Origin of the sequence: Paraflavitalea soli, from assembly GCF_003555545.1 — a bacterium.
In the GTDB taxonomy this organism is placed as follows: Bacteria; Bacteroidota; Bacteroidia; order Chitinophagales; family Chitinophagaceae; genus Paraflavitalea; species Paraflavitalea soli.
In genome coordinates this window covers 312435-330736 of the sequence record NZ_CP032157.1, presented here as the reverse complement: position 1 = coordinate 330736, position 18302 = coordinate 312435, and the positions used below count along the sequence as shown (strand labels likewise).

Here is an 18302-nt window from a genome sequence, read left to right as displayed (position 1 = left end):
TTCAAGCGCTTGCGTCGAAAATTCTTCAAATGTATTTCGCTCGCAGCTCATAGCTCACGGCTTGTATTGGCTCACAGCTCACAGCTTATTTATAAAACCACACGCGCATCAAAGATAATAACTGATCGATCTTTAGCGGCTTGGTGATATAATCGGAAGCGCCTGCTTCGATACATTTCTGCCGGTCACCCTTCATGGCCTTGGCAGTCACGGCAATGATGGGCAAGGTACTGTTCTTGTGCTCGCGCCTGATCTTCTGGGTGGTCTCATAGCCATCCATTTCAGGCATCATGATGTCCATCAGCACCATGTCGATCTTCGGGCTTTCATCGCGAATAATGTTGATGGCATCCTTTCCACTCTCGGCGGTGATCACATTGATATTGTACCTTTCAAATACGGTGGTGAGGGCAAACAGGTTTCTTACATCATCATCCACCACCAATATATTCTTACCGGTGAGGATATCTTCTTTCATCCGTATGTTCTCAATAACCCTTTTCTTGTCCTGCGGCAGGTCTTTGTGATTGATGTGGAGGTGCAACACGGTCTCTTCGAGCAGGTGCTCCAGTGAATTAACGCCTTTGAGGATGATGGTATTGGAGGTGCGGTGCAAGTGCTGCAATTCTTTCTTACCAAAATCTTTTCCGGAGTAGATGATCACAGGGGTATGCTTCTGTTTATTTTCCGCCACTTTGTTCACAATGTCCGTACCTGAAATATCGGGCAATGTATAGTCCAGGATGATACAATCAAAATCATTTCCTTTATCCTCGATCTGGGCTATGGCTTCCCTGCCCGTATCGGCCAGGGTGACATCCATGTTATCGGCAATGAGTATTTTTACGATCTGTGAGGAATCGATCTCATTGTCTTCCACCACCAGCACTTTCTTCACTTCTTTGCTGTTGAAGGTCATGATATCTTCAAACAACTCATTCAGTACATCATTGTCCAGGGGCTTCAGCAGGAAGCTGCGGGCGCCCCGCTTGAGGGCCAGCTCTTTGTTCTCTTCGCCGGAAATGAGGTGGATGGGAATATGACGGTAGTTGAGGTCATTGCGCAGGAGGTCGAGCACCTTCCAGCCACTGGTATCGGGCAACTTCACATCGAGTGTAATGGCAATAGGCAGAAAGCGGTTGATGAAATCAAATACCTCAATATAATTGGTGGCCACGATGGCTTTGAGGCCCAGCTCATGGGCTTTGTCGATGATGATCTTGCCAAAACGCAGGTCATCTTCCACGATCAATATGACCTTGTCGTTGGGCTGGATAAGGTTGCGGTCGTCGCCTGTTTCATTGATCATTTCATTCACCATGCTGTGCATACCCTGGGCTTCCTTGCTTTCGGAAGTAGCCCGGATGGAATTGATGAGGGTATCAATCTCGCCGCTATCGCCTCCCAGCTGATACTGGCGATAGGCAGAGAGGCCATCCTCTTTGGGGATCATACCGGCTACGGCATCTACGGGCAGGAAGAGGGTGAAGGTACTGCCGAAAGAAGGCTGGCTTTCCAGCTCGATGGTGCCGCCTAACAGTTCGGCCAAACCGCGGCTGATAGACAATCCCAAACCGGTACCGCCGTATTTACGGCTGGTAGACCCTTCGGCCTGCTGGAAGGCTTCGAAGATGATGTTCTGCTTTTCCTGGGGGATGCCGATACCGGTATCGGTAATGGCAAAGGCCACCACACGGGCAGCATGGTCGAGACTGGGGGTACCTTGTTTCCAGTTCTTCTTCGCTTCGTAGATGCGCAGTTTTACTTCGCCTTTTTCGGTAAACTTGAAGGAGTTGGACAAGAGGTTCTTTAAGATCTGGTTCAAGCGCTGCAAGTCGGTCTCCATGGCATCGGGCAGGTTGGTATCTGTCTCGATGGTAAACCGCAGGTGCCTGGCTTCTGAAATGGGTTTGAAAGTAGTTTCCACAAAACCGGCGATCTCGGAAAACCGTACAGAGCCCATATTGGCGGTAATGAAACCGGATTCGATCTTCGACAGATCGAGGATATCATTGATCAGTTGTATGAGGTCATCACCACAGGAGTGAATGGTGCGGGCATACCGTATTTGCTTATCGGAAAGGTTGCCTTCTGCATTCTCATACAATTGCTGGGCAAGGATGAGCAAACTATTCAGCGGCGTACGCAGCTCGTGCGACATATTGGCCAGGAACTCGGACTTGTACTTGGAGGTGAGGGTAAGCTGTTCTGCTTTTTCTTCGAGTGAACGGCGGGCCTCTTCCACTTCCTTGTTCTTGGCTTCCACTTCGTTCTTCTGTTTTACGAGCAGCAGGGCTTTGTCCTGTAATTCATCGTTGGTCCTTCTCAACTCTTCCTGTTGTATTTTCAACTCACCGGCCAGTGATTGTGACTGGGTAAGCAGCTCGGCTGTGCGGGTATTGGCCTCGATGGTGTTCAACACGATACCGATACTTTCGGTAAGCTGGCTGAGGAAGTCGAGGTGCGTTTCGCTGAAGACATCGAGCGAGGCCAGTTCAATAACGGCTTTCACTTTGTTCTCAAACAATACGGGCAGGATGATGAGGTTGGCCGGTTTGGCGCGCCCCAGCCCGGAGCTGATCTTGATATAATTGCCCGGTACATTGGAGAGGATGATCCTTTCTTTTTCAAAGGCCACCTGGCCTACCAGGCCTTCACCAATGGCAAACTCGGTGGGAATGTTCTTATCGGTCTTATAACCATAGGCGGCAAACAGGTTGAGCATGGCATGCTGGGTATCTTCCTCCTGTGTAAGGATATAGAAGGCGCCGTAGTGGGCGGTTACCACCTGCGCCAGCTCGGAGAGGATACGCTGGGTTACTGTCTTCAGGTCTTTTTGTCCCTGCAGCATCTGGCCAAACTTGGCCAGGTTGGATTTGAGCCAGTCCTGCTCCTGGTTGCGCAAGGTAGTTTCCTTGAGGTTGTTGATCATTTGGTTGATGGTATCCTTCAAGGCTTCCACTTCTCCTTTGGCTTCTACGCGGATGGTACGGGTAAGGTCACCTTTTGTTACCGCGCTGGCTACTTCGGAGATAGAACGCACCTGGGTAGTAAGGTTCTGCGCCAGCTGGTTTACGTTTTCCGTGAGGTTTTTCCAGATACCGGAAGCGCCCGGTACACTGGCCTGTCCCCCCAATCGTCCTTCCACCCCCACCTCACGGGCCACGGTGGTTACCTGGTCGGCAAATACGGCCAGGGTATCGATCATCTCATTGAAGGTATCCGTCAGCTGTGCAACTTCACCACGGGATACAATGGATAGTTTCTGTTTGAGGTTACCGGTAGCCACGGCCGTTACTACCTTGGCAATACCGCGCACCTGGTTGGTGAGGTTGGAGGCCATCATGTTCACATTATCGGTAAGGTCTTTCCAGGTACCGGCCACGCCGCGTACTTCGGCCTGGCCGCCCAGTTTACCTTCCGTACCTACCTCACGCGCCACGCGGGTAACCTCAAAGGCGAAGGAGTTCAACTGCTCCACCATGGTATTGATGGTATTCTTGAGGTCGAGGATCTCACCCTTTACGTCGATCTGTACGGTTTTACTCAGGTCACCGGAAGCCACCGCTTTTGTTACTTCAGCGATGTTGCGCACCTGGGCGGTGAGGTTACCGGTCATCTGGTTTACGGAGTCGGTCAGGTCCTTCCAGGTACCGGCTACGCCTGGCACGAAGGCCTGTCCACCCAGCTTACCATCAGTACCTACCTCACGCGCCACCCGCGTTACTTCGGAGGCGAAGGCGCGCAGCTGGTCCACCATGGTATTGAGGGTTTCTTTCAATTGAAGGATCTCCCCGCGTACGTCCACGGTGATCTTTTTCGACATATCCCCGTTCGCCACGGCGATGGCCACCTCGGCGATGTTGCGCACCTGGGCGGTGAGGTTGCCCGCCATCTGGTTTACGGAGTCGGTCAGATCCTTCCAGGTACCTGCCACACCGGGTACATTGGCCTGGCCACCCAGTTTACCTTCGGTACCCACCTCACGCGCCACGCGCGTTACTTCTGACGCGAAGCCCCGCAGCTGGTCCACCATGGTGTTGATGGTATTCTTCAACTCCAGGATCTCGCCTTTTACATCCACGCCGATCTTACGCGACAAGTCGCCATTGGCCACGGCGGTGGTTACCTCGGCAATGTTGCGCACCTGGGAGGTAAGGTTGGAGGCCATTTTATTTACAGAGTCGGTTAAATCTTTCCAGGTACCGCCTACGCCGGGTACATCGGCCTGACCGCCCAGCTTACCTTCGGAACCTACTTCCCGCGCCACGCGCGTTACTTCAGACCCGAATGAGTTGAGCTGGTCCACCATGGTATTGATGGTATTCTTCAATTCGAGGATCTCTCCTTTTACGTCCACCGTGATCTTACGGCTAAGGTCACCTTTCGCTACGGCAGTGGTTACTTCGGCAATATTCCGCACCTGACCGGTAAGGTTAGAGGCCATTCCGTTTACGGAGTCTGTCAGGTCTTTCCATACACCCCCTACTCCTTCTACGGTGGCCTGACCACCCAGTTTACCTTCCGATCCTACTTCACGCGCCACCCGGGTTACTTCGGAAGCGAAGCCGCGAAGCTGGTCCACCATGGTATTGATGGTATTCTTCAATTCGAGGATCTCTCCTTTAACGTCCACATCGATCTTACGGGAAAGGTCACCGGTAGCCACGGCGGTGGTTACTTCCGCAATGTTGCGCACCTGGGAGGTGAGGTTACCGGCCATGATGTTTACCGAGTCGGTCAGGTCTTTCCAGGTACCGCCTACGCCGGGTACTGCCGCCTGGCCGCCCAGCTTACCTTCCGATCCTACTTCCCGCGCCACGCGGGTTACTTCGGAACCAAATGAGTTGAGCTGGTCCACCATGGTGTTGATGGTATTCTTCAATTCGAGGATCTCTCCTTTTACGTCCACGGTGATCTTACGCGATAAGTCGCCCTTGGCCACGGCGGTAGTCACTTCCGCGATGTTGCGCACCTGACCGGTAAGGTTAGAGGCCATCCCGTTTACCGAGTCCGTCAAGTCCTTCCAGGTACCGGCCACGCCTTTTACCTGGGCCTGGCCGCCGAGCTTACCTTCGGTACCTACTTCGAGGGCCACCCGGGTCACTTCGGAAGAGAAGGAGTTGAGCTGGTCCACCATGGTGTTGATGGTATTCTTCAATTCCAGGATCTCTCCTTTCACATCCACGGTGATCTTACGGCCCAGGTCGCCCCGCGCCACGGCGGTCGTTACTTCGGCAATGTTACGCACCTGGCCGGTGAGGTTGGAGGCCATCTGGTTTACGGAATCGGTGAGGTCTTTCCATACACCACCTACGCCTTTTACCTTGGCCTGACCGCCTAGCTTTCCTTCGGAACCTACTTCCCGCGCCACGCGCGTTACTTCGGCAGAGAAGGAGTTGAGCTGGTCCACCATGGTGTTGATGGTATTCTTCAATTCGAGGATCTCTCCTTTTACATCCACCGTGATCTGACGCGATAAGTCGCCCTTGGCCACGGCAGTGGTCACCTCAGCAATGTTGCGCACCTGGCCGGTAAGGTTGGAGGCCATCTGGTTTACGGAGTCTGTTAAGTCTTTCCAGGTACCGGCTACGCCTTTTACCTGGGCCTGGCCGCCCAGTTTACCTTCGGTACCTACTTCGAGGGCCACCCGGGTAACTTCGGAAGAGAAGGAGTTGAGCTGATCCACCATGGTATTGATGGTATTCTTGAGCTCCAGGATCTCTCCTTTTACATCCACAGTGATCTTTTTGGAAAGGTCGCCTTTTGCCACTGCGGTGGTTACCTCGGCGATGTTGCGCACCTGACCGGTGAGGTTACTGGCCATTTGGTTTACCGAATCGGTGAGGTCTTTCCACACACCACCTACGCCTTTTACCTTGGCCTGACCGCCCAGTTTACCTTCTGACCCTACTTCCCGCGCCACGCGGGTAACTTCGATGGAGAAGAGGTTGAGCTGCTTCACCATGTCGTTTACCTCTTTGGCGATGCGGGCAAATTCGCCCTGCAGGAGGTGACCGCCGATCTCGAGGGGCATTTCCTGGGAGAGGTTGCCCTTGGCCACGAGGCTGATCACATGGGCAATCTCAATGGTGGGGTGCACCAGGTCGGAGATAAGTGTATTGAGTGAGTCTACGCCGGTACTCCAGGCGCCTTTGGCATGGGGTACTTCTATACGTTGGGTGAGCTTACCCTGCTTACCGATGGTATTACCGGCGCGGGTAAACTCCTGCATCATTTTCTCATTGAGAGAGATGATATCGTTGAGGGTATCGCAAATCTTTCCGTTGAGCCCTACCTCATCAATGGGCATGCGCACATTGAAATTCCCGTTCTTCATTTCGGTGAGTACATGCAGTAGTTCACGCAGATCGAGCTGACCTGATGCCTGCTGCAAATGGGGATCATCATACCCGACCTGAGGCGGCCGGGCATTTTTGTTTGCAGAAGACGACCTTTTTTTGGGTAATCCATTGGCTTTGGCGGTGGCAGCACGATCTCCATCCGATGGGCGAATGGCCTTAGTTTTTGGGCGGGTCATAGTAAATGTTTAATATAAGAAGCTATATCAAATAAGAAATCATGCCACATTTCCGGGAAATGAAGGGTTGGTGCCTGTATTGGTTTGCAGCGTATGTTACGCATATTTCATTAAACAGAGTTCCCCAAATTGGGGAAAAATTACACAATTTGGGCAAAAACATACATGGCTGTTTTCAGCTATCCGTTTTTAAGGCCCAGGCATAATGTGTATATAAAAGGCTATGCCATTGGTTTCCGGAGACGGGCCATAAAAACGGGCATGTGAGTTGTGATAAAGTAGGAAGTCGGAGTCGCGAGTGGAGCGTCTTGAGTCCGGAGTTGGGAGTCCTGAGCCGAGAGTTGGAAGTCTTGAGGCGGGAAGGCGGATCTAAACTGTACGTATGGTAGAGAAAACAATATTGCTGGTGGATGATGATTCGGAAGACCAATTTCTGATGCAGGAAGCATTCAGCGATAATGGTATTGGAGATACCCTGCGGTTTGCGGACAACGGGGAATCGGCCATTGAATTGCTGAACCAGCTGCCACCCCATGAATTGCCCTCGCTCATCGTGATGGACCTGAACATGCCCCGGATGAATGGCCGGGAAACGCTGTCCTACCTGAAGCAACATCCGCTGTACCAGGATATACCTGTTATTATTTATTCCACTTCCATTAATGACCTTGAACGCACGCGTTGCAAGGAAATTGGCGCCGCTGCCTATATTACGAAGCCGGCCACTTTTACAGAATGCCAGCAGATAGCCTGGTGGTTCCACAAGATCGGCAAGGAAGGGAAGGGGATACAGGAGGAGGAAGTACAGAGTTGAGAGCAGCGTTGGGAGTTATGAGTCGGGAGCTTAGAGGTGAGCGTTAAGCGTTTGGAGACGGGAGTACAGCGGCAAGACTGGCATTATCTTTTTACTGATCGTTGAAAACCGCACATATGAAAACCACACGCAGTCAAACTACAAAGCAAAGTAAACAGGGGCACCATACGATCCCGAAACCGGAGATCAGGGACAACCTTGACAGCCGGAAAAATGAGGAGCAGGATTTCAAAGGGAATGATGTTACCCACAACAAAAAGCCCCACCACAATAAGCAACAACGGAAGAAAACCTGATACTCTTTATACCATCGTTCATTGATCATTAACCTTTACGGGAAAAGCGCGAAAGCCGGAGAAGTCTGGAAGTCGGTAAGTAATACAGTTACTCCTCCGCTTTTCTTTCTTCCAGGGCAACCAAGATAACGAAGCTACAAGGGCCTGACAGCCGTTAGGAGCAACGAGCTTTTCATATTTTGACCTGTCACTTTGATTAACCACTGCCATGCTATTTGAAAACAAAGCCAATACCATCCGCGCTTTGCTGGCTGCCCGGCACGAAACGATTGCCGTAGCAGAGAGTGTAACAGCCGGTTATGTACAAGCCATCCTCTCTTCTGCAGAAGAAGCTTCTTTCTTTTTCCAGGGCGGCATCACTACTTACAACCTGGGGCAGAAATGCAAACATCTCCACATCGATCCCATCGAAGCCGAATTCAGCAATTGCGTATCAGCTAAAGTAGCCCTGCAAATGAGCATCGGCGTTCAAAAATTATTCATGAGTGATTATGGCATTGCCATCACCGGCTATGCAGCTCCCTTGCCTGAAAAAGGCATTCATGACATCTTTGCTTATGTAGCCGCCACCTATAAAGGAGAGGTACTTACCCTCGAAAAGATCAATTCCAGCGCCGGCGCCGCCCCTGCTGTGCAGGTAGATTATGCGGAGCAGGTGCTGAGGATACTGGAAGGGTGTTTGGAAAGGAGTTGAGAACAGAATACAGAATTCAGAATACAGAATACAGAAGAATACAGAATGGCAGCATGCTGGTTGCTGCTTGCTAGCCTACGGGCTCCTTACTTCCAATTCCGGCTTCTGACCGCAGACTAAGACCTGACTTCAGACCCTGGTCGCCCGCTTCTGTATGCTGGATTCTGTATTCTACATTCTATTTTCTTCCCTCGTCAAACGACAGATTTCGTTAATTTGTAGAGCGATCTCCCCGTTTCTTAGTTTCCATCATACAAATACGGCCAGGTAAAAAAGGCTTGCTTTTTGAATTATACAAAGGAGCCTTTTCGCATAACTGATAGTATTACAAATAAATGCAAGATTTATTTTGAAACAACCGACCACTGTGCCTGCTAAACTCAAAAAGATCGGGCGGATCGTTCTCAAGACGATCCTGGTCATCCTGGGCGTATTGATCCTGTTGCTGGTACTGATACAAACGCCCCCTGTTCAAAACTTCCTCCGGGGTAAGGCGGTGAGCTGGCTGGAAAAGAAGCTCCAAACGAAAGTGGCCGTAGGCAAGTTGTATATCGGTTTTCCCAAAAAGATCGTACTGGAAGGCATTTACCTCGAGGACCGGCAAAAGGATACGCTGTTCTATGGCGGCCGCATGAAGTTTGACGTAAACCTGTGGCGCTTGTTCAAAAGTGAATTGCTGGTGAATGAGGTGAACCTGGAAGGCATTACCGCCCATATTAAGCGGACCCTGCCGGATACCACGTTCAATTTCCAGTTTATTGTAGATGCTTTTGCCCCCAAAGAACCCTCCGCTCCTTCTACGGATACGAGCAGCATGAAGATGGCGATCAAACATGTGGTACTGGATAAAGTGCAGGCCCGCTACAATGATGTGGTGACGGGCAACGATATGGCGGTATATGTAGGTCACCTGGATACGCGCATTGATGTGTTTGACCCCACCCACTCTATCTTTTCTGTGCCCGCTACCAGGCTAAGTGGTTTAAGGGCCCGTATTTACCAGCGTAAACCACTGGTGAACGAAGAATCGCCGGCCACAGACAGTGCAGATGCCGCTGCGGGCACAGACCTGCAATTATCCTTTAAACAAATAGCGCTGGAAGATTGCGCCCTCGATTATGGCAATGATGTGAGCGCTTTTTATACCAATCTCCAACTGGGCGAACTGACGGTAGACATGCGGCAGCTGGACCTGACCAAACGCATCGTACGGCTGGATGAGGTGAATCTGAACAATACCACAGCCACGGTACGCATGGGCAAGAAGCCGGCGGCCAAAGTGGTGGTGAAAGAAATAAAACAGGAAGTGAAGGCGCAGGCGGATGCCGGCTGGCTGGTGACGGTGGGACAACTCCAACTGGAGAAAACCGCTTTCCGGATGGATGATGACAATGCACCCAAAGCGAAAGCCGGTATGGACTATGCGCACCTGGACCTGCAAGACCTGCAGTTTGGGGCCAGGGATATCCACTACAGCACGGACACGATCAGCGGGCAAATTGAAGCAGGCAGCTTTACCGAACAATCGGGTTTCAAGCTGCAACAACTGCAAACCAGTTTTCAATATACCGCCAAAGGTGCTTACCTGCACGACCTGCTGGTGGAAACGCCGGGCACCCGGCTGGAAAGAAGTGTGGATGTAAGTTATCCTTCCCTGGAAGCTTTACAAAAGAATATCAGTCTGCTGCAACTGGATATGGATGTGCAGAACAGCAAGGTGCAGGTAAAGGATATCCTTACGTTTGCACCTGACCTGCATGCGCAACCCGCTTTTGCCAATCCCAATGCGACCTGGTATATCAACAGCCGGGTGAGCGGATCGGTGAAGGACTTGCGTATTGCATCCTTTCGTGTGAAAGGCTTACAGCAAACGAATGTGGAGATGGCTGGCTATATCAAAGGCCTGCCGGACATGAAACAGCTGCAGGCCAACCTGGTGATCAAAGACATCAGCAGCAGCGCCAAAGATGTGCGGATGCTATTGCCTGCCGGTACGATCCCCGCTACTATTACGATCCCTTCGCAATTCAACCTGAGCGGTAAGGTGAATGGTACAGAAAAAAATCTCTTCGCCGATCTGCTGCTCAATACCACGTTGGGCACGGCTACTTTTAAAGGTACCGTGCAGAACCCTGCCGATTCCAATAATATCGGGTATGATGCGGTGGTAACCACCCGCTCTTTCGATCTGAAGCAGTTGCTGCAACAACCCGACCTGGGATTGCTGACGATGGAGGTAAGCGCCAAAGGCAAGGGCCGTGTACCCAAAACAATGGATGCTACGGTTAATGGAAAAATAGCCGTAGCGGAATACAAAGGCTATACGTACCGTGACTTCAAAGTGAACGGCCATATGGCGCAACAACAATTTACGGTGCAAGCCGGCATTCAAAATGATCCCATTCATTTCTCCCTCGATGCATCGGGCAGTGTAGCCAGTACTTATCCCGCCATCAAACTGCATGCAGTGATCGACAGCATCAATACCAAAGCATTGCACCTGACAGAGGACGCTATTCTTTACCGGGGCAATATAGACGCAGACTTCCCCATCCTGAACATAGATAGTTTGAAAGGACGCCTGCTGGTGAGTAAGAACCTGCTGGTGATGGGTGAAAAACGGATCGAAACAGATAGCGTGGAGGTAGTCGCTGACATTACTGATTCCGGTAAGGTGATCCGCCTGAACAGTGAAGTACTCACGGCACAACTGTGGGGACAGTACCGGCTCACCGAACTGGGTACGGTGGTACAGCGGTCGGTGCAAAAGTATTTTTCCAATACGACGGATTCACTCACCGCACTCCCACCCTATGATTTCAGGGTAAATGCCACGTTGATCAATAAACCCCTGCTACAGGGATTTGTGCCCGACCTGAAAAAGATGGAGCCCGTGCTACTGACAGGACATTTTACCAGCAATGGCGGATTGAATGCCTCGCTGAAAGCGCCGCTGGTGATCTATGGCGCCAATGAGATCAGTAACCTGGCGCTGACGGCCAATACAAATGAAGAGCGCTTGCAGGCCGTGGTCACGATCGATGGCGTTAAGGTGGGGCAATCCTTAAATGTATATGGTGCTTCCTTAAGGGCCAACCTGGCTGACAACAAGATCAACTTTGCGTTGAACACGACGGATGTGAATGGCAAAGACAAGTATCACCTGGAAGGGCTGTTGTCGCAGCCCACTAAAGGGGTGTATGAGTTTTCCATGCGGCCCGATTCGCTGATGCTGAACTACCAGCCCTGGCTGGCTAGCAATGACAATGTGATCAGGATAGACTCTACCAATATTACGGCCCGTAACTTCTGGCTGAGCTTTATGGACCAGCGGCTGACGATCCAGACAAGAGAAGATCAACAGGGACAACCTTTAGGGGTTGAGTTCTCCAGGTTCAGGATCGCCACACTGGCTAGTTTTATCCAGAAAGATTCGCTGCTGGCAGATGGAGAACTGAATGGTAATATCAGCTTCACCAATATTACGAAGGCGCCTGTGTTTGTGGGTGATCTTACGGTCAATAACCTTAGTGTAAATAAAGATACGCTGGGTGACCTGCATGCGGTGGTGAACAATAAAGTGACGGATAATTATGATGCGGATATTACGCTGACGGGACGCGGTAATGATGTAGGTGTGAAAGGGGTATACAAAGTAGCAGATGTAAGTTCCTTTGACTTTAATGTAGCGGTGCGGCAATTACAACTCAACACCCTGGAGGGGGTGAGCATGGGCAGCATCAAGAAAGCATCAGGTACGGTGAATGGACAGTTTGCCATTACTGGCACGATGGATAAACCTTCGGTAAACGGGGAACTGAATTTCAACAAAGCGATACTGACGCCGGCTGCGCTGAGCACGGCGCTGAAAATAGACCAGGAGAAAATAAGCATCACGAATGAAGGGGTGGTATTTGACAAGTTCACGATCCGGGATTCGGCCAACAATACGGCGGAACTGGATGGGACGGCCTATACTACGAACTTCAGCAATTATAAGTTTGACCTGGTATTCAATGCGCGCAATTTTCAGGCGCTGAACAGTACCAAGAAAGACAATAACCTGTATTATGGTCAGCTGTACCTGAACAGCCGGCTTTCGATCAAAGGCACAGAACTGCACCCGGTAGTAGACGGATCGCTGAAGGTGAATGAAAAAACCAAACTCACGGTGGTATTGCCGCAGGAAGACCCGGGTGTACAGGACCGGGAAGGGATCGTACGTTTTGTGGACCGCGACTCCCTGGCCAATGATACCTTATGGGTGGATGCCCGACTTGACTCCCTCAACATGACGGATATCCGGGACTATGATATTTCGGTCAATATTACCATCGATAAAGAAGCGGAACTGAACCTGATCGTAGATGAAGGCAATGGTGATCTGCTGCGGGTGAAAGGCGAAGCCAACCTCAACGGCGGTATTGACCCCAGCGGCAAGGTAACGCTGACGGGTACTTATGAACTGGAGCAAGGCAGTTATGAGCTGTCCTTCAATTTCCTGAAACGCAAATTTGATATTCAAAAAGGCAGCCGCCTCATCTGGCAGGGCGAACCTACCAAGGCAGATGTAGACATCACCGCCATGTATGTGGCCAATACGGCACCCATTGACCTGGTGGAAAGTCAGCTGGATCAAATGCCGGCCAGCACACGCAACACGTACCGGCAAAAACTGCCCTTTGAAGTGTACCTGATCATGACGGGCGACCTGATGAAACCCAAAATCGCTTTTGACATCAAGCTGCCGGAGGATAAAAATTACGGGATAGACAAATCGATCGTAGAAAACTCCAATACCAAGCTGGAGCAATTGCGGCAGCAACCGGCAGAAATGAACAAGCAGGTGTTTGCGCTGCTGCTGCTGAACCGGTTTATCCGGGAAGATCCCTTCATTACGGGCAATAGCAGCCTAACGGCGGAGGGATTTGCCCGGCAGAGCGTGAGCAAACTTTTAACGGAACAACTGAACCGGCTGGCGTCGGGACTGATAGAAGGCGTGGACATCAATTTTGATGTGCAGTCGGAAGAGGATTATAGTACCGGTGAATTCAGGAACCGGACGGACCTGAATGTGGAGGTATCGAAACGACTGTTGAATGACCGCCTGAAGGTAACCGTGGGCAGCAATTTTGAACTGGAAGGATCGCAGAATACGAACCGGCAGAGCAATAATATTGCGGGCAATGTATCATTGGATTACCAACTGAGCCGTGATGGCCGGTATATGGTGCGGGCATACCGCAAGAATGAATATGAAGGCATACTGGAGGGTTATATAGTAGAGACGGGTGTGGGCCTGGTGATCACGATCGACTATAATAAGTTCCGGGAAATATTTGAATCGGCGAAGAAGCGGGAGGCGAGGCGGCTGGAACGGCAAAAGCAAAGACTTGAACGGGAAGGAAAGAAGGAAGAGCCACCTGTGGTGCCGCCGAAAACGAATTAGGTATTAGCTTTTAGCTGTTAGCTATTAGCCTTTAGCGGTTAGCTGTATTGCTAAAGGCTAATGCCTAACCGCTAACAGCTTTTAACATAAGTACTGAATCTACATACATTGAGAAGACAAGGATATATATACGGACTGTTATTGACTGGCTTTGTGGTGGTGATGGCCTCCTGCAGCAATACGAAGCACCTGCCGGCCAATGATGCGTTGTACCTGGGCGCCACCGTGAAAGTGAAGGCTGAAGGACTGGGCAAGAAAAAGAGAAAGGCCCTTGCCACGGAACTGACCTCCTTAACACGCCCCCGGCCCAACCGGAAATTCCTGGGCATCCGGTTCAAGCTCTGGATATATAACCTGGCCGGTAATCCAACATCAGAAACTTCTTTCCGGGGCAAACTAAAAAATAAAACAGGAGAACCACCGGTATTGCTGAGCGAGGTTAGTCTGACCCGGAATGCCGACATTTTACAAAACTACCTGCAGAACAAAGGTTTTTTCCAGGCGGAGGTGACCGGTGATACGACGGTGAAACATAAAAAAGCAAGAGCTACCTATAAGGTCAAGACCGGCAAACAATACATCATTGATACCGTACGGTATGAAATGGATAGCAGTTTTCTTGGCAATACTATCCGGCAAACAGAAAAACAAACCATACTGAAGCGGGGCGAGCCGTATAGCCTGGATGTGATCAAGCTGGAACGTGAACGCATCGATGCTTATTTAAAGGACAATGGCTTTTACTATTTCAATCCTGAATACCTGATGGTTGAAACCGACAGTACGATTGGCAATAACCGGGTGAATATGTATGTGGTATTGAAACCCGGATTGCCCCGGAATGCCAAAGAGATGTATACGATCAAGGATGTAGTGATCTATACCAATTTCCGGCTGAATGCCAACACCGATAGTTCCCGGCGCGGCGGGGAGTTGTACAAGGGATATACAGTGGTAGATCGTGCCAAACTGTATAAGCCTTACCTGTTTGAGCAGGCCATGCAATTCCAACCCAATGATATTTATAACCGAAAGGACCATAACTTATCACTGAACCGCCTGATCAACCTGGGTGTATTCAAGTTTGTGAAGAACCGGTTTGAACGGGATACCACCTCTCCTTTTGCCCAGTTGAACACTTATTATTACCTCACACCCAATCCCAAGAAATCATTGCGTGCTGAACTGAATGGCACATCCAAGAGCAATAACCTGGTAGGTACCAATCTTTCTGTATCCTGGCGCAACCGCAATACGTTCCGTGCCGGTGAATTGCTCAAGATCACGGCATCAGGTGGTGCGGAAGTGCAATACAGCAGTGCGCAGAAAGGCTATAATGTATACCGTATCGGGCTGGAAGGATCGCTGACCTTTCCCCGGTTCCTGATCCCTTTCTTCAAGATCAATCCGAAAGGCGGTTTTGTACCCAAAACCAATATGCTGGTAGGGTACGACATGTTGAACAAGCGCAAGCTGTATACCCTCAATTCATTCAGGGCCTCCTATGGTTATGCCTGGAAAGAAAGTCTTTATAAGGAACACCAATTCAATCCCATCAGCATTAACTACGTGCAGCCACTGAACGTAACCGATGAGTACAAAGCACAAATGGCGCTTGACCCTACGCTGGAAAAAGCCATCGAAAAGCAGTTCATACTCGGCAGCACATATAATTTTACGTATGATGACCGGATAGATAAGCAAGCCCATTCTTCGGGCTTCTATTTCAGCGGTACACTGGATGCTTCGGGCAACCTGGCAGGCCTGATCCTGGGGGATAGCAACAGCGGCAAATCGGGCCAGCTATTCGGCGCTGTATTTTCGCAATATGTAAAGGGAGAAGCCGATCTCCGGTATTACCTGCAAACGGGCGCCAAAAGCAGCTGGGCCAACCGCCTCATCATCGGCGCCAGCTTGCCCCATGGCAATTCCAGATCCCTGCCTTATATCAAACAGTTTTTCAGTGGCGGTACCAATAGTATACGGGCCTTCCGCAACCGTGGTCTGGGGCCTGGCACTTATTATGATGTTACCCAAACAGGGGTGCAGGACCAAACGGGCGATATCAAGCTGGAGCTCAATACGGAGTTACGCGGCAAACTGTTTAGTATTGTGGAAGGGGCGGCCTTTGTAGATGCCGGCAATATCTGGCTGTACAATAATGATCCCAATAAACCGGGCGCCCAGTTCAGTAAAACTTTCCTGAAAGAAATAGCGGTAGGGGCAGGTTTGGGCTTGCGCCTGGACGTTACGATCCTCATCATCCGGCTGGATGTGGCTTTTCCGCTGCGCAAGCCCTGGCTGCCTGATGGTGAGCGCTGGGTAGTTGATAAGATACAGTTTGGCAATAGCGCCTGGAGAAAAGACAACCTCATCTGGAACCTGGGTATCGGGTATCCGTTTTAAACGATCCCCTTCTCCAGCAACTCATCGAGCCGGTCGTGCCCCTCGGATACGCCTTTTTCCATACCTGAACTCACCATCCCATCGCGATCAGCCACAGATTGAAAGATGCTTTTCATGGTTACCCTTGTCCTACCATTTGGTAAGGATTCGAATAAAGCGGTATCGAGCGATACATGTCCTTTTTCCGGAAGGCCTTCAAACTCGAAAGTCTGGATCAGCCTTTCGGGGGCTGTTACTTCGTGAATAACACCGTAAAATCCAAAGCTATTGCCTTTGCCATCGGTATGAACATACCGGTAAGAACCACCTGCCTTCGGTTCGAAGTGATCAATGGTCATTTTCATACCACGCGGCCCCAGCCATTGGAGGAGCAGTTCGGGCGTAATGAATGCCCTGAACACTTTTTCCCTGGGTGCTTCAAATTCGCGGGTGATGACCACTTGCTGTGTACCGGGTTCGGCAGTAACTTTTGTAGGATTTTTTGTTGGCATAGTTTATCTGATTTGTATCTTGAATTAAGCTTCTTCCAGTGTTTGGATACTGATCTTCGACATTTGCATGAGCGCTTGTATAGCCCTGCCGCCTTTGGATGGATCTTTGGGCTGCATCAGCTCGCCCATACGGGCAGGCACTACCTGCCAGGAAAGGCCAAACTTATCTTTCAGCCATCCGCAATTGCCTTCCTTGCCCCCATCGGCTGTTAATTTATTCCAGAAATAATCGATCTCTTCCTGGTTATCACAATTGATAAAGAGGGACACCGCTTCGTTGAACTTGAATTGCGGACCTCCATCGAGGGCCATGAAACGCTGGCCATTGAGCTCAAATACGGCGGTAAGCACTTTACCTCCCAACCCCGGTACTGAATCAGGGTAACGGGCAATGGTAACGATCTTTGAATCCTTGAATAAGGAAATGTAAAACTTCACTGCTTCTTCGGCCTGGCCATCGAACCAGAGAAATGTGACGATCTTTTGCATGTTCATGTTGTTTTTACTATTTATTTGGTTTTCCCTTTTTCCTCGGTGCTTGTTTTTTAGCAGGGGCAGGTCCCTCGTTCTCATCCATGCGCAACAGCAGGTCATCCAATGCGCCAAACCTATGTTCCCAATTTTTACGGAAGGGTTCCAGCCAGTCTGATACGGCCACCAGTTGTTGTAAACGTGCTTCACAAAAACGCTCCCTCCCCTGTTGCCTGATCACAATGAGCCCGCACTCCGTCAATATCTTGATATGCTGCGAAATAGCAGGGCGGCTCACATTGAAGTTGTCTGCAATCGCATTCAGGTTCAGGGAATTATAGGCCACCAGGTTAATGATCTCTCTGCGGGTGGGGTCGGCAATTGCCTGGAATACGTCTCTTCTCATAGTATATCGTACTTGTTATGTAAGTAATCGCTTACAAATGTATATGTAAGTATTCACTTACGCAAATATTTTCTCATAAAAAAAACCATCCCTGGGAAAAGGATGGCTCCTTGGTACTATGATCCACTGTAATAAGTAGCTAGCTTACAGTATTGAATAAGGACAGGTAATGGTATAAGACGTTATTTGCGTTTCTTGGTGCTGACCGTTGTATTGTTGAACTGGCGCAGGATCATTTTGATGAGCAGATCGGGGTGAACGTTGATGAGCCTTGCGATCTCATAAATCTCTTCAATAGACAATTGCTGGGGGTATTCAATAAAGCGTGTAACGCGATAATTGTTAGAGCCCCAGTCTTTGGTCAAAACGGTTTTGGGCAAGTATTTAAAAATATCCCTGAATTCGAGAATCTTATCTTGCTCAATATAATCCTTTACTATTCCGTATCGTTCATCCATGTACATTTGCGTTAGTCAAAGTAAATGATTAATCAAAGTTTCAGTCATGCAGGTTTTATACTTTTTTATGTAGAACTATTCACTTTTTTAGTTAGAACATTCACTTTATACAGTTTCTATGTTTAGGCGATCAAAGCCCTGTTTTACCTGTCACTATTCAACTTAAAGCACTCGTAATGCCAAATAAATTAGCACAAATATACTAATTTAATTAGCTTTTCTGATAATAGGATATCCACATCCCGGTCGTAGGGTGAGTCGCCCTGAAAGGGCGAC

10 protein-coding genes are annotated in these 18302 nt (G+C 49.9%); 5 read left to right on the top strand and 5 right to left on the bottom strand.

Translation table 11 applies throughout. The features are described from left to right. Window positions 1-85 precede the first annotated feature (85 nt). Window positions 86-6541, bottom strand: a complete 6456-nt coding sequence (locus D3H65_RS01270; RefSeq protein WP_119048523.1) for a HAMP domain-containing protein — start codon at window positions 6539-6541, stop codon at window positions 86-88. A gap of 382 nt (window positions 6542-6923) precedes the next feature. Between D3H65_RS01270 and D3H65_RS01265 the strand changes: the two genes are divergently transcribed. From D3H65_RS01265 to tamL, 5 genes are all read left to right on the top strand, one after another. Then, the gene (locus D3H65_RS01265; protein ID WP_119048522.1) at window positions 6924-7355 is read left to right on the top strand and encodes a response regulator; all 432 of its coding nucleotides are present in this window, start codon (window positions 6924-6926) and stop codon (window positions 7353-7355) included. Window positions 7356-7471: 116 nt separating this feature from the next. Next, the gene (locus tag D3H65_RS01260) at window positions 7472-7651 is read left to right on the top strand and encodes a hypothetical protein (protein WP_119048521.1); all 180 of its coding nucleotides are present in this window, start codon (window positions 7472-7474) and stop codon (window positions 7649-7651) included. A 208-nt stretch (window positions 7652-7859) separates the two neighbouring features. Then, complete coding sequence (locus tag D3H65_RS01255; protein ID WP_119048520.1) at window positions 7860-8345, top strand: CinA family protein; 486 nt, start codon at window positions 7860-7862, stop codon at window positions 8343-8345. 349 nt (window positions 8346-8694) lie between these two features. Next, on the top strand, window positions 8695-13794 hold the full coding sequence (locus D3H65_RS01250) for a translocation/assembly module TamB domain-containing protein (RefSeq protein WP_162915337.1): 5100 nt from the start codon (window positions 8695-8697) through the stop codon (window positions 13792-13794). Window positions 13795-13902: 108 nt separating this feature from the next. Further along, the gene (tamL, locus tag D3H65_RS01245; RefSeq protein WP_245999656.1) at window positions 13903-16200 is read left to right on the top strand and encodes a translocation and assembly module lipoprotein TamL; all 2298 of its coding nucleotides are present in this window, start codon (window positions 13903-13905) and stop codon (window positions 16198-16200) included. Here tamL and D3H65_RS01240 read toward each other — a convergent pair. From D3H65_RS01240 to D3H65_RS01225, 4 genes are all read right to left on the bottom strand, one after another. Further along, window positions 16197-16691 (bottom strand): SRPBCC family protein, encoded by a 495-nt coding sequence (locus D3H65_RS01240; protein WP_119048518.1) that lies wholly within the window; start codon window positions 16689-16691, stop codon window positions 16197-16199. The genes tamL and D3H65_RS01240 overlap by 4 nt on opposite strands. Window positions 16692-16715: 24 nt before the next feature. Continuing rightward, window positions 16716-17180 (bottom strand): VOC family protein, encoded by a 465-nt coding sequence (locus D3H65_RS01235; protein WP_119054342.1) that lies wholly within the window; start codon window positions 17178-17180, stop codon window positions 16716-16718. A gap of 16 nt (window positions 17181-17196) precedes the next feature. After that, window positions 17197-17568 carry an ArsR/SmtB family transcription factor gene (locus D3H65_RS01230; protein WP_119048517.1) on the bottom strand — a complete coding sequence of 124 codons (372 nt, stop codon included), beginning with the start codon at window positions 17566-17568 and terminating at the stop codon, window positions 17197-17199. Window positions 17569-17750: 182 nt separating this feature from the next. Continuing rightward, entirely contained in the window at window positions 17751-18026 is a 276-nt protein-coding gene (locus D3H65_RS01225) for a hypothetical protein (RefSeq protein ID WP_119048516.1), read from the bottom strand. Window positions 18027-18302 lie beyond the last annotated feature (276 nt).